Origin of the sequence: Marilutibacter maris, assembly GCF_006546735.2 — a bacterium.
GTDB lineage: Bacteria > Pseudomonadota > Gammaproteobacteria > Xanthomonadales > Xanthomonadaceae > Marilutibacter > Marilutibacter maris.
Map to the genome: position 1 here is coordinate 45,201 of NZ_VICD02000006.1, position 12,924 is coordinate 58,124.

At 69.0% G+C, this 12,924-nt stretch carries 15 protein-coding genes; 10 read left to right on the forward strand and 5 right to left on the reverse strand.

Features of this window, described 5'->3' with window-relative positions:
• Positions 1-314: 314 nt before the first annotated feature.
• From FKV24_RS00535 to FKV24_RS00560, 6 genes are read left to right on the forward strand one after another with little or no spacing between them, the layout of a single operon-like run.
• The gene (locus FKV24_RS00535; RefSeq protein ID WP_141480783.1) at positions 315-1,571 is read left to right on the forward strand and encodes an isochorismate synthase; all 1,257 of its coding nucleotides are present in this window, start codon (positions 315-317) and stop codon (positions 1,569-1,571) included.
• Positions 1,568-3,232, forward strand: a complete 1,665-nt coding sequence (locus FKV24_RS00540; RefSeq protein ID WP_425481552.1) for a (2,3-dihydroxybenzoyl)adenylate synthase — start codon at positions 1,568-1,570, stop codon at positions 3,230-3,232. The genes FKV24_RS00535 and FKV24_RS00540 overlap by 4 nt, the downstream gene beginning before the upstream one ends.
• Positions 3,229-4,110: an isochorismatase family protein gene (locus tag FKV24_RS00545; RefSeq protein WP_111265475.1), complete on the forward strand. Its 882-nt coding sequence runs from the start codon at positions 3,229-3,231 to the stop codon at positions 4,108-4,110. Before FKV24_RS00540 ends, FKV24_RS00545 begins: the two co-directional genes overlap by 4 nt.
• The gene (locus FKV24_RS00550; protein WP_141480784.1) at positions 4,107-5,414 is read left to right on the forward strand and encodes a condensation domain-containing protein; all 1,308 of its coding nucleotides are present in this window, start codon (positions 4,107-4,109) and stop codon (positions 5,412-5,414) included. The genes FKV24_RS00545 and FKV24_RS00550 overlap by 4 nt, the downstream gene beginning before the upstream one ends.
• Positions 5,411-6,211 carry a siderophore-interacting protein gene (locus FKV24_RS00555; protein ID WP_141480785.1) on the forward strand — a complete coding sequence of 267 codons (801 nt, stop codon included), beginning with the start codon at positions 5,411-5,413 and terminating at the stop codon, positions 6,209-6,211. The genes FKV24_RS00550 and FKV24_RS00555 overlap by 4 nt, the downstream gene beginning before the upstream one ends.
• Positions 6,208-6,990 (forward strand): 2,3-dihydro-2,3-dihydroxybenzoate dehydrogenase, encoded by a 783-nt coding sequence (locus FKV24_RS00560; protein ID WP_111265472.1) that lies wholly within the window; start codon positions 6,208-6,210, stop codon positions 6,988-6,990. The genes FKV24_RS00555 and FKV24_RS00560 overlap by 4 nt, the downstream gene beginning before the upstream one ends.
• A gap of 6 nt (positions 6,991-6,996) precedes the next feature.
• Here FKV24_RS00560 and FKV24_RS00565 read toward each other — a convergent pair whose 3' ends face one another.
• The 4 genes from FKV24_RS00565 to FKV24_RS00580 form a co-directional block, all read right to left on the reverse strand.
• The gene (locus FKV24_RS00565) at positions 6,997-7,653 is read right to left on the reverse strand and encodes a hypothetical protein (RefSeq protein WP_141480786.1); all 657 of its coding nucleotides are present in this window, start codon (positions 7,651-7,653) and stop codon (positions 6,997-6,999) included.
• A 56-nt stretch (positions 7,654-7,709) separates the two neighbouring features.
• The gene (locus FKV24_RS00570; RefSeq protein WP_407067492.1) at positions 7,710-8,153 is read right to left on the reverse strand and encodes a hypothetical protein; all 444 of its coding nucleotides are present in this window, start codon (positions 8,151-8,153) and stop codon (positions 7,710-7,712) included.
• A gap of 50 nt (positions 8,154-8,203) precedes the next feature.
• Positions 8,204-8,680, reverse strand: coding sequence for a hypothetical protein (locus tag FKV24_RS00575; protein WP_111265470.1), 477 nt, complete (start codon positions 8,678-8,680; stop codon positions 8,204-8,206).
• 158 nt (positions 8,681-8,838) lie between these two features.
• A complete protein-coding gene (locus FKV24_RS00580; protein ID WP_425481553.1) occupies positions 8,839-9,186 on the reverse strand; it encodes an HAD family hydrolase in 348 nt (115 codons plus the stop codon).
• A 101-nt stretch (positions 9,187-9,287) separates the two neighbouring features.
• On the opposite strand from FKV24_RS00580, the gene FKV24_RS00585 reads away from it, so the two are divergent.
• The gene (locus FKV24_RS00585) at positions 9,288-10,691 is read left to right on the forward strand and encodes a tyrosine-type recombinase/integrase (RefSeq protein WP_141480787.1); all 1,404 of its coding nucleotides are present in this window, start codon (positions 9,288-9,290) and stop codon (positions 10,689-10,691) included.
• A gap of 3 nt (positions 10,692-10,694) precedes the next feature.
• Here FKV24_RS00585 and FKV24_RS19995 read toward each other — a convergent pair whose 3' ends face one another.
• Entirely contained in the window at positions 10,695-10,946 is a 252-nt protein-coding gene (locus FKV24_RS19995) for a helix-turn-helix domain-containing protein (protein WP_141480861.1), read from the reverse strand.
• Positions 10,947-11,210: 264 nt separating this feature from the next.
• Here FKV24_RS19995 and FKV24_RS00595 point away from each other — a divergent pair, with 264 nt between their 5' ends.
• The 3 genes from FKV24_RS00595 to FKV24_RS00605 all read left to right on the forward strand — a co-directional run bounded on the left by FKV24_RS00595 (position 11,211) and on the right by FKV24_RS00605 (position 12,779).
• The gene (locus FKV24_RS00595; RefSeq protein WP_141480788.1) at positions 11,211-11,966 is read left to right on the forward strand and encodes a DUF5710 domain-containing protein; all 756 of its coding nucleotides are present in this window, start codon (positions 11,211-11,213) and stop codon (positions 11,964-11,966) included.
• Positions 11,963-12,337: a GIY-YIG nuclease family protein gene (locus tag FKV24_RS00600; RefSeq protein ID WP_141480789.1), complete on the forward strand. Its 375-nt coding sequence runs from the start codon at positions 11,963-11,965 to the stop codon at positions 12,335-12,337. Before FKV24_RS00595 ends, FKV24_RS00600 begins: the two co-directional genes overlap by 4 nt.
• Before the next feature lie 160 nt (positions 12,338-12,497).
• A complete protein-coding gene (locus tag FKV24_RS00605; RefSeq protein ID WP_141480790.1) occupies positions 12,498-12,779 on the forward strand; it encodes a hypothetical protein in 282 nt (93 codons plus the stop codon).
• Positions 12,780-12,924 lie beyond the last annotated feature (145 nt).

The window sequence follows — 12,924 nt, forward strand, 5'->3', positions numbered from 1 at the left end:
GGAGGCGGCCCCGCCGGGGCCGACCGAAGGCGCAGCGGCGCCGCAAACCGGGCCGTGATCCCTTGCACCGGACCCGGCCGCGGGAACCGCCACGGCGCGCTGCCGCAGCGGAAGCGGCGACATTGTGATCGGATCGACTGTCAAACACAAATGCGAATCACTAACATTTAACGCGCCGTCGCCCATCATCGACGGCGACGACGGCACGGACGCCCGTCCACGCCGTGCGTCGATGCATGCCGCATCCCGCCAGCGGGCCACCACGCCTGCCAGCTGATTCCACTGACAGCCCCCGACAGCCCGCAGGTAACTTCATGGACGCTTCCTCCAGCGCCGCGACCGCGTTCGCCGACGCGCCGGCAATCCCGCATCCGAGCTCGCCACGGATTTCTCCCCGTCCGCCACGCGATGCATTGCTCGATGCCTGGCGGCCGGGCGATGGCCTGTTCTCCTCGCCACGCCAGCAGTTGCATTGCCGCGGGGTACAGGCGCGTTTGCGCAGCGCCGCCAACGACGGACTCGCCGACGCCGCCGACGCCCTGCTGGCCGGATGCGGTCGCGACGGCAGCGATCGCCTGCCACTGATCGGCGCGATCCCGTTCGACCGTCACGCCCCGGCGCGGCTGTGGCTGCCGCAACAGGCGGTATTCGCCAGCGGCCACGCGCGGCATCGCGGCAGCCGGCGGCCCTCCGACCGCGGCGGCGACGCGCACGCCTTGCCGCCGGCGCGCTCGGTACCCTCGGCATCGGACTACCTCGCCGCGGTCGCGCAGGCGCTGGCGCGGATCGAACGCGGCGAGCTGGACAAGGTGGTGATGTCGCGCTGCCTGCGCCTGCGTACCCGGGTCGACGTCGACGCGCTGCTGTCGGCACTGCTGGCGCGCGACCCGGCCGGCTACACCTTCGCGGTCGATGCCGGCGACGACACGCGCGCCGGCCAACTGGTCGGCACCAGCCCGGAGCTGCTGCTGCGCAAGCACGGCGCGCGGGTCACTTCCAATCCCCTGGCCGGTTCGGCGCCGCGCAGCGTCGATCCGGACGAGGACGCGCATCGCGCGCAGGCACTGCTGGCCTCAGCCAAGGACCGCCACGAGCACGCCCTGGTGGTCGACGCGGTCGCGACCGCGCTGGCGCCCTGGTGCCGGAACCTGGAAGTGCCGGCGACGCCGTCGCTGCTGGCGACGCCGACCATGTGGCATCTGTCGACGCGGATCGACGGCACCCTCGCCGATGCCTCGACCCATGCCCTGCGCCTGGCCCTGCAACTGCACCCGACGCCGGCGGTGTGCGGGCACCCGACCGCCGCGGCGCGCACCGCGATCGGCGAGCTGGAAGGCTACGACCGCGACCTGTTCACCGGCCTGGTCGGCTGGTGCGACGCCCACGGCGACGGCGAATGGGCGGTGACGATCCGCTGCGCCCTGGTCGAGGCCGAAGCGGCGACGCTGTATGCCGGCGCCGGCGTGGTCGCCGGCTCGACGCCCGAGGCCGAGCTGGCCGAAACCAGCGCCAAGCTGGGCACGATGCTGGCGGCGATGGGGCTGCCGCCGTTGACCGAGGGCCAGCCATGAACGCGATGACGACGCCGGACAGGCCCGACGCCGACTTCACCCCATGGCCGGACAACTTCGTTCGCCGCTACCGCGAGCGCGGCCATTGGAGCGGCACCACCCTGCACGGCCGCCTGGCCGAGGTCGCCGCCGCGCAACCCGATCGTCCGGCCCTGGTCTGCGGCGAGCGCCGCTGGAACTATGCCGAGCTCGACCGCCGTGTGCGCGCCGCCGCCGCCGGCCTGGCGCGCCTGGGCATCGCCCGCGGCGACCGGGTGGTACTGCAACTGCCGAACATCGCCGAATTCCACGTCGCCTGCTTCGCCCTGTTCCGGATCGGCGCGCTGCCGGTGTTCGCCCTGCCCGCGCACCGCGAGGCCGAGCTCGGCCACTTCATCGCCGACACCGGCGCCTGCGCGGCGATCACCGTCGACCGCGAGGCCGGCTTCGACCACGCCGCGATGATGCGTCGCCTGCGCGAAGCGCATCCGTGTCTGCGTGAACTGGTGGTGGTCGGCGGCGGCGGAGACGGCCACGACTTCGACGCGCTGTACGCCGACAGCGGCGACCGCGACATCGACGCGCACCACGACGCCACGGCGGTCGCCTTCCTGCAGCTGTCCGGCGGCAGTACCGGCACCCCGAAGCTGATCCCGCGCACCCACGACGACTATCTCTACAGCGTCCGCGAGAGCGCCCGCATCTGCGGTTTCGATACCGATACCCGCTACCTGTGCCTGTTGCCGGCGGCGCACAACTTCCCGATGAGCTCGCCCGGCGCCTTCGGCACCTTCCATGCCGGCGGCTGCGTGGTGATGGCGCGGCATCCGGAGCCGGCCGCGAGCTTCACCGTGATCGAACGCGAGCGCGTCACCGCGACCGCGCTGGTGCCGGCGCTGGCGTTGGCCTGGCTCGCCTCCGCCACGCGCGGGCGACATGACCTGTCGAGCCTGCGCCTGATCCAGATCGGCGGCGCCCACCTCGCCCGCGATGTCGCGCGGCGGATGATCGAAAGCTTCGACGCGCGCCTGCAACAGGTGTTCGGCATGGCCGAAGGCCTGGTCAACTACACCCGTCTGGACGACCCGCCGGACCTGATCGCCAGCAGCCAGGGCCGCCCGATCAGCGACGACGACGAGATCCGCATCGTCGACGACGGCGATCGCGACGTGCCCGAGGGCGAGGTCGGCCATCTGCTGACCCGAGGCCCCTACACCATCCGTGGCTACTACCGCGCCGACGCCCACAACCGCCGCGCGTTCACCGCCGACGGCTTCTACCGCACCGGCGACCGGGTCCGCCGCCTCGCCTCCGGCCACCTGATCGTGGAGGGGCGCAGCAAGGACCAGATCAACCGCGGCGGCGACAAGATCGCGGCCGAGGAAATCGAAAGCCATCTGCTGACCCATCCGGCCGTGTTCGACGCCGCCCTGGTCGCGATGCCCGACCGCTGGCTGGGCGAGAAGGCCTGCGCCTTCGTGGTGCTGCGCGAGGCGCTGGCGCCGCGCGAGTTGCAGCAGTACCTGCGCACGCGCGGTCTGGCCGCGTTCAAGATTCCCGAGCGCATCGAGATCGTCGACACCCTGCCGCGCACGGCGGTCGGCAAGGTCGACAAGCGCGCCCTGCGCGCCCGCTTCGCGCCCCCTGCTCCCATCCAGTCCGCCACCGAGGCCACCGCATGAGCATTCCCCGTATCGCCCCCTACCCGCTGCCGGACCGGTTGCCCGCGCAGGACCGGGTCGACTGGCGGCCCGATCCCGAACGCGCGGTGTTGCTGGTGCACGATCTGCAGGACTATTTCCTGGATTTCTACGACACCGCGCAGAGCCCGGTCGCGCCGATGCTCGACAACGTGCGCGCCCTGCGCGAGGCCTGCGACGGGGCCGGGGTGCCGGTGATCTATACCGCGCAGCCACCGCAGCAGACCGTGCGCCAGCGTGGCCTGCTGCAGGACTGGTGGGGGCCGGGCGTAACCGCCCGGCCGGAGCGCGCCGGCATCGCCGCCACGGTCGCTCCGCGCGACCACGACACCGTGCTAACCAAATGGCGCTACAGCGCGTTCGCATCCAGCGACCTGCTGGAGCGGATGCGCGAGCAGGGCCGCGACCAGCTGCTGATCTGCGGCGTCTACGCCCACATCGGTTGCATGACCACCGCGCTGGACGCGTTCATGCGCGACATCCAACCGTTCATGCTCGCCGATGCCCTGGCCGACTTCAGCGCCGAGGAACACGCCATGGCGCTGGCCTACGTGGCGCGCCGCTGCGGCGTCGCGTTGACCACCGACGCCTGCATCGACGCCCTGAAGGCCACGTCGGGTCTGCCGGCCAGCCTGGACGCCCTGCGCGCGGAACTGGCGCGGATCATCGAGCTGCCGGTCGAACAGGTCGGCGCCGACGACAACCCGCTGCACCTGGGTCTGGACTCGATCCGCCTGATGAGCCTGCTCGAACGCTGGTCCGCGGCCGGTGCCGAGATCGGCTTCGTCGACCTCGCCGAACGCGAGCGCGTGGCCGACTGGTGGGCACTGCTGCAGCGGCACCGCGAGGCGTTGCGATGAGCGCGGACACGCGGCCGCTGACCGCACCGCAGTACGGCATGTGGGCCGGCCAGCGGATGGAACCGGACAGCCCCGCATTCTGGACCGCCGAGGCGATCGAACTGCGTGGTCCACTGGACGCGGCCGCGCTCGGCCATGCGGTGATCGACACCCTGCGCCGCTGCGACGCCCTGCACATGCGTTACCGCGACGACGGCGACGGCGTGCGCCAGCGGCTGGACCCGGCGCGCGCCGTGGCGTGGCCGCAACACGACTTCAGCGGCGAGGCCGATCCGTGGCGGGCCGCCGAGGCCTGGATGCGCGCCGACCTCGACCGCCCGGCACGGCTGGGCAGCGGCCCGCTGTTCGCCACCGCGCTGCTGCGGCTCGGTCCGCAACGGCACCTGTGGTACCTGCGTGCGCACCACATCGCGCTGGACGGGTTCGCCTACCTGCTGCTGATCCACCGGGTCGCGGCGGTGTACTCGGCCGCGGTCGACGGACGCGAAATACCGGCGGCGCGCGACTTCGCGCTGGCGCCGGTGATCGACGAGGCCGAGAGCTACCGGCAGTCGCCGCAGCGCGCGCGCGATCGCGACTTCTGGATGGCGCGGCTGCAGGCGGCGCCGACGCCGGTGACCCTGGCGCCGCTGCAACCGCCGTCCGACGTTGCCCGCTCCGAGCGTCATCGCCTGCCACTGTCGCAGTACGCACGCTGGCAGGCCGGCGCGCACGAATGCGGAGTCGACTGGGGCGCGTGGCTGATCGCCGGCATCGCCGCGTGGATGCACCGCGCCAGCGGCGCCACCTCGATCTGCATCGGCCTGCTGGTGATGAACCGCCTCGGCAGCCGCGCCCTGGGCGTGCCGTGCATGAGCATGAACGTGGTGCCGCTGCAACTGCGGATCGATCCCGATGCCGGCTTCGACACGCTGGCGCGCGAGGCCTCGGCCGCACTGGCGCGGCTCCGTCCGCACCAGCGCTACAACTACGAATGGATGCGCGAGGACATGGGCCTGGCCGGCAGCCACGCCCAGCTCTACGGGCCGGTGCTGAACCTGATGCCGTTCGACCGCGGTTTCCGCTTCTCCGGACTGGAGGCCGAGGCGCACCCGGTCTCGGTCGGTTCGGTCGAGGACATGGACATCACCGTGTCGCCGCTGCCCGACGGCCTGCGCGTGGACATCGAAGCCAATCCCGCCGCCTACGACGCCGCCACCCTGGGCCGCCACCATCGCGACCTGCTGGCGACCCTGGACGCCGCGCTGGACGATCCACGCGCGCCGCTGGCGCGACTGCACGCCACCGTGGAGGCGATCGCATGAGCGCACCGGCGACCGGGCTGATCCGGGTACTGGACGGCGGCGCCGCGCTGACCCCGCGGATGCGCCGCCTGCGCTTCGAGGGCGAGGTGTTGGCGGCGTTTCCGGCGGACTGCGAAGGCGCCCACATCAAGCTGCTGTTTCCGCTGCAGGATGGCGAGTCCCCCGCCCTTCCGACGATCGGCGCGGGGGGACCGCAGTGGCCGCGGGACCGGCCACGGCCGTGGTCGCGGACCTACACCGTCGCCGCCATCGACCCGGCCCGGCGGTGGCTGGATGTCGACTTCGTCCTGCATGGCGACGACGGCCCGGCCTCGCGCTGGGCGGCGCGGGCGACGCCCGGCCGGGTGCTGGGCCTGATCGGCCCCGGCGGGCCGCCACTGTACCGGCCCGACGCCGGGCGCTTCCTGCTGATCGGCGACCCCAGCAGCCTGCCGTTGCTGCGGGCGGTGATGCGCAAGCTGCCGGAGACCGCGGCCGGCGATGTGCTGATCGAGCTGCCCGACCTCGGCGAGCGCCAGCCGCTGCCGCCGCGTCCGCAGATGCGCGTGCGCTGGCTGCAACGCGCGGACCTGCTCGACGCGGTCCGCGCACTGGCACCGCCCGAAGGCACGGTTTCGCTCACCCTGGCCGGCGAAAGCGGTCAGGTGGTCGCGATCCGCCGCTACCTGCGCGAGCACTGGGGCCTGCCCAAGGCCATGATGTACGCGGTGCCGTACTGGAAGGAACGGCTGGACGAGGACGGCTACCACGACGAGCGTCATCGGATCATGGACGGTTTCGAGGCGGAGGCCGCATGAACGCACAGTCAGGGGAGTTCGCCGGACACTTGGCGCTGGTCACCGGCGCCGCCTCGGGAATCGGCGCCGCGGTCGCGCGCATGCTCGCCACGCGCGGCGCGGGCCTGGCGCTGATCGACCGCGATGCCGACGGTCTGCGAGCGCTGGCGGCGACCCTGCCCGTCGATGCCACCTGCCTGACGGTGGATGTCGTCGACGCGGCCGCGGTCGAGCGCGCGGTGGATGCCATCGAGGCCGACCGCGGGCCGCTCGACCATCTCGCCCACGTCGCCGGCATCCTGCGCATCGGCGACGCGCTGGAGATGGCGCCCGACGACTGGGATGCCTGCATGGCGGTCAATGCCCGCGCGGTGTTCGGCACCACCCGCGCGGTCGCGCGAAGGATGCGCGAGCGAAGGCGCGGCAGCATCGTCGTGGTCGGTTCCAACGCCGCGACGACACCGCGCGCCGGGATGGCCGCCTACGCGGCGTCGAAGGCGGCGGCGAGCGCCTACCTGCGTTGCCTGGCATTGGAACTGGCGCCGCACGGGGTGCGCTGCAACCTGGTCTCCCCGGGGTCGACCGACACCCCGATGCAACAGGCCCTCGCCGGCAGCGCGCAGGCGCGGCAGGCCATCCTGGACGGCGTGCCCGAACGCTACCGGCTGGGCATTCCGCTGGGCCGGATCGCCGAGGCCGCGGACGTCGCCGAGGCCGTGTGCTTCCTGCTCGGCGAACGCGCCCGCCACATCGTCATGCACGACCTGCGGGTCGATGGCGGCGCCACCCTGGACGCCTGAGCCGGCTCAGTGGCCGCGCCCCTTGTCCTTGCCCTTGCCTTTGCCCGAATTGCCATTGCCGCGATTGCCCTGGCCATTGCCATTGCCATTGCCACGGCCCTGGGCACTGGAGCGGCCGTTGCCGTTGCCGCCCTGGGCATCATGGCCCCGCTGGCTGGCGCCGCGGCCGCGGCCCGGGAAGTCGCGCTCCAGGTCGGCGTCGATCGTGATCGTGCGCCCCCAGCGGTCGTAGCTGGGCACGAAACCGCGCTTGAGGCGATGGAATTCCGGCGAACCGGGCTTGATGCCCAGATCCTTGGCGACCGCGCCCCAGCCGCGACCGTGGTCGCGCTCCCAGACGTCGGCCACGTAGCGGCACGGACGGCCGATGATCGAGGCGATCGCGCAGGCGATGTAGACATCGCCCGGCGCCCAGCGCCGGGTATCGAGCAGATCGACCACCAGCGAACGCGGGGCACCGTGGTAACGGACCATCTCGTCGATGAAGGGGTCGCGATAGCGGTGGCCGTAGCGGTTCATGTCGCCGAGCCAGGTATCGACCCAGACATCGCCGGAACGCGGGTTCCAGCCGAAAGTGAAGTCCTGGGCCGCCGCCGGTGCGGCGAGGCCGGCGCCGGCCGCGAGCGCGGCGGCCAGGGCGAGTTTGCGTGCAATGGAAACCATCGTGCGGGCCTCGTTTGCGGAATGGGGGGAGTGTAGCCGGCCGACCCGGGCCGGGCTCAGCGCGAGATCACGAACTTGCCGAACGCCACGCCGATGTCCCAGCCCTTGCCGGTACCGGCCAACGCCAGCGAAACCTCGCCCTTGGTCACCACCTGGGCCTTGCTCGAGCGCACCGCGCCGGCATGCGCCTCGGCACTGACATAGGTGCCCAGCAAGTCATTGATGCTGTCGACGCCGGAAAACTCGCCGACGCCGTTCTCGATGGTCGACTTGCCGAAACTCAGGCCGCCGCCCTTGGTCTCGATCCGGACCGCCATGCGCTGGCCGTTGTCGCAACTGATCGTGCCGTTGCCCGACGCGGTCTTGTAGAACACCGACCAGCCGGACAGGTTGAAGCGCAGTTCGCAATCGACCTCACCGGCCTGCGCCGGCACCGGCGCCAGGCCCAGCATCGGCGCCGCCAGCAACAGCGCCGCGAACATCATCGACGGACGTTTCATAACTACCTCCAGCAGGTCGTCCCGGCGGCAAGGCTACCACCGGTGCGGGGTCAATCGCGGTCGCGCCAGCGGCGGCCGTCGTGACGACGGTCGTAGCGGACGCGATAGTCGCGGGAATCCCGGTGATGACGGCGATCGCGACGGTCGTAACGGTCGCGGCGGTCATAGCGGTCGTAGCGGTCGCGGTACCGATGATCGTAGCGGTGCTTGCCCGGCCCATGGCGGTAATAGCCGTGGGCGACGCCGTAGGGCGGGCCTCCGCGGTAGTGACGGCTGTAGTACGAGCGCGGCACGTAGCGGTAATAGCTGCGGTGGCCGCGGCGATCGCGGACGATCACCACGCGGTCGTAGCGGCCGTAGTTGCCGTGGCGGTAGTAGGGGTTGCCGCCGTGATAGATCACGTCGGCCACATCGACCAGGACCCGGACCAGATCGTCGCTGGCGCGCGCCTGGGTCGGGAACAGGCCGGCGACGCCGATGCCCAGGGCAATCGCGGTGGTCGCGATCCAACGGTTCAAGGCGATCATGGCGCTCTCCTGCGGTGGGTGGACATGGCCCCACCCTGCCCCCGCCCCGGTGAACCGGTTTTTAACCTGCCGCGATCGGGCGCGCGAACCGATATCCGGTAGGGTCCCCGTTCAGGAATGCCGCAACGCAACGTGGCGGCGATCACGTCACCGCACCGTCACTTGCCGGCTTCGGCGGCCTCCGCGGCGATCGCGCGCAATGCCTGCGGCCATTCGGTCGCGGTAGGGACCACCCGCAGGCGCGGCGCGGCATGGTCGACCGAGGTCTCGGCCTCGTGCGCCCAGGTCAGGTGATAGGGCACGTGAACGCCCCAACCGCCCAACGCCAGCACCGGCTCGATGTCCGACCGCAGCGAGTTGCCGACCATCGCGAACTCGTCCGCCTCGCAGCCGAACTCCTCCAGCAGGCGGCGGTAGGTCGGCACGTCCTTCTCGCTGACGATCTCGATCCGGCGGAACAGTCCGGCCAGGCCGCAGTCGCGGACCTTCTTCTCCTGGTGGAACATGCGCGTCTTGTATGTTGCTGATTGTGCAACCATTTTAGAGTACAGTTCCGTAATCGGGGCAAATCTGGGGCAACATCGTGGCACGTCCTTCCAAAGCCGTAATGGCCGCCAGGGCCAAGTCCAAGGCGTTACTGGCTCAGGATTGGCAGTCATCCGTACCCGGCGTGTTCTTTATAGCCGTTGGCGAGCCTCGATGGGCTGCCCGGATCCGGTGGCAGAAGGACAACGCCGTTTATCGCGACAAGACCCATGTCTGGAAGCTGTCGATCAGCCCCAAGACCGGGGGCTACACCGAGAAAGATCTGCTCCATTGGCAGAAGCAGGCGGAAGCCTGGGCCGAAGCCGAATGGCTTGCGTTGGAGAAGTCCAAAAAGCAGTTCTCACGAAGCGCGCAAGCCAGTTCATGGACGCTGGAAATGCTGCTGACGAAGTACCTGGAAGGCCTGGACGACGGGTCGATCAAGTATCGCTCATGCGCCTCGGATCGCTCTCGCGTGCGAGTCCTGCTGGGTATCGCCGAGAAAGGCGCCAACGCCCGCAACAAAGCGTTCGCTCCCGTGCTGGGCAAGACGATGGACGAACTGGTGCCCACTGACTTCTATACGGAGCACCCACGATCCCATCCCCGGGCCATCCTGCTCCACTACAAGGGCCGCAACGGGCAGCCACCCAAGAACAACGCCTGCATCAAGCTCATCCAGACCATCCGCACGGTGATGGGCCATGCCATCCGTGAGTGGGGGCTGGACCTGGACCTGGCTAAGGTGCCATTGCCACCGATCACCAAGGATCCCGGTCGGGACGAGACTCTGACCGATGAAGAGTTCCGCTGGATCATGGACGAGATGAAAGAATGCGATCAGGCCACGCGGGACGTTGTGGTGATGAACCGCTACTCGGCCATGCGTCGTAGTGAGGCGGTCAAGCTGGACTGGGAGCGGGTGACTTCGGACAACACTGCAGCAAAGCTCACGAACACCAAGAGCCGACGGGTCAACGGCAAAGATCTGCCGCGGGAGCGCACCGTTCCTTTCGCCCCTGCCGTAGTCGAGATGTTGGCGCGTCGCCGCGAAGCCAGCGATACCCAGACCGGCGCCGTGTTCCTGACTGCCGCTGGCGCCCGTATCTGGCCAGATGCCGTCACGAAGGCCTGGGAGCGCGCACGCAGGCGCGCCGCCCGAAAGCACAATCGGCCCGACCTGCTGAACAAGCGGCTGCACGATCTGCGGCACACCCGCATTACGGAGCTGGGCGAGGACATGCCCGTGGCCATGATCGCCAAGATGTCGGGGCACGACGACTTGGCCTCCTTCATGAGGTACTTCAATCCGAAATCGGATGCCATCCGGCGCAAGATGGCGGAGGCCGACCGCAGGCGCCTGGCTTCGGGCGGCACCGGAGGACCGTCGGCGGTAGAGACGGCAGTGGCGGTGTTGTCGGAACTGTCGCCTGACGAAATGGCCCAGGTCATGGCTGTGTTGTTTTCCAAGAAGGTAGCAGCGTAGGCCCTACTTCTTCTCGATCCACCGCTCGATCAGATCACTTATCCGCGCCTGCTCCTTCGGGGGCAGGCGTCCCACCATCAGGATGATCTTTGCCAGCGGGTCGGACGTGGCATGGAAGTACGCCACTGGCAGGCCCAAGGCCTCGGCGATCTGGGCCATCGTTTCTTGGTCAGGTTCGTGCTTGCCGGTCTCGTAGCGGCTGACGCGGGGCGCGGAGCTGTCGAATTTCCTTCCTATGAGGCCTCCCGATCCCATGAGACCAAGGGGAGGCTTGCCCGGGTGATCATGGTCTTCGGCGGTATTCCGTTCCTCATGGGCAGCTGCAGCATGGCCATTGGACTGGTCAACGGCTGACACGACCAACAGCCGCTTGACCTACAACGCCTCCTACCCATCCTGGTAGGGCGGCGGGCACACCTCGCCCTCGCCGCAGGGTCTCTATGCGGCCCCACCCCCGGTTCGCCGGGGGTGTCTTCTTTGAGGGGTTGCCAGAACTCGACCCTCTTTTACCGTGAAGGAATGCCGACCTATTTCCGCGTTCCTTTCCAAGACAAGAACCACGCCAAGGCATTAGGCGCTTGCTGGTGCCTGGATCACGAACTCTGGTATGCGCCGGATGGCTTCCCTGCCATTGATGCAGCGCTGGCCGAGCATTGGCCCCGAATCACGCCCGTGCCGCCCGTGGAAGTCTTTCCGGGCGAGGATCGGGCATTCGGTTCCAGCATCAAGTTGGCGGTAGACCTGACCCCCACCACCTGTTGGTACACCAACGTCCGCTCATGCGTTGAACCGGACGACTGGAAGCGGATCAGCTTGGGCGTGAAGCTGCGGGCGGGCCGCAAGTGCGAGTTGTGCGGGACGGCGGCCAACCGGGAACAGGACATCCACCTGGAAGCTCACGAGCGGTTCGATTACGTGGATGGCACCCAGGTCTTGAAGCGGCTGGTCTGCGCCTGTAGCCGCTGCCACCACGCCATCCATTACGGCCGCGCCGAGGCACTGAACGAGGAACAGGCTGCCCGCGAGCACCTACGCCAGGTCAATGGTTGGGGCGAGGTGACCTTGGACCAGCACCTGCGGGAGGCCAACGCGCTGTGGAAACAACGCTCAGGCCGGCAGTGGGAGCTGGACCTGTCCATCATCGAGAGCGCTGGCATTTCGGTACGGCTGCCTGACGCGGGCCAGCGGGCCGAAAGAGCCCTCCACTTCAACAAGGTGCGCCCTCCCGGCTCCTCGCTTGACGAGTTTCTGGCCGCGCTGGGATTTCCCGGATGAGCCAGTGGGTGCGGAGATCCCACTTCCAAAAGCGCACCCGCCACCTCTACGCGCTGGTCTTCGACCAGGAGCGGGCTGTGTACATCGGCCAGACCGTCAACCCCAAGCAACGTGCAAGCCAACATCGGGCTTCGGCCGGCGGCTGGCTGAGACCCCACCGGATGGTGTTGTTGGAAGCCATCGTTGGCACCTATGTCCAGGCCGAAGAGCGCGAGTATGTGTGGCGCTGGGTGGCCCACATCAAGGGCTGGAGGGTCTATGTCCAGCCGCCCAACGTGATGGTGGATTTGGGTCGGCGCATGGGGCTGCTACGCCGCCTGGAAGCGTGGCGGACCCGCTGGATCGTGGGGTGGCCGGTCAGTCGCGCCTGATCGCCTTCTCGAAGAAGCTGGGTTCCGACTTCTGATTTGGCTTGGGCTGGCGTTCCTCCCAGGTCAACGTGCACCCGAACCGTTTTGCGCAGTCGTGTTGGGCGTACTTGGCCTCGGCGCGGACTTGCGCCTCAGCGCGATCCCTCATCGCGGTGCCGACATGTTCGATTTGAATTACGCGCGGCGGCTCTGGCAACTGGCAATAATGCAGTTCCAGGTCGAAGACGCCGTCGTTGCGATGCTGGATTACGGCTCGGCACATAACGCCCCCTTTGGCTTGGATCGGCAAAAAGAAGGGGGCCTTGCGGCCCCCATCCCCTGGTGTTGCCAGCCGTCAGAACATTCTGAGGACAGTGAACACCGTCAGCAGAAGTCCGACAGGCAGACCGAGTTTCAGTGCGAACTTCCGACTGAATCCTCGACGGCTTTGCCAGCTGGCTGACACGCTCAATAGAACCATATAGGCCTCCTTGTGTCGTGCTGCCCCGGCCCATTGGACGCGCCTTATGGGGCTCAGCCAGTCGGTGAGATTTTGTCTTTAAACGGAGACAGGGCCTCACCAACCACGCGCCGTTGCCCTTAGATTC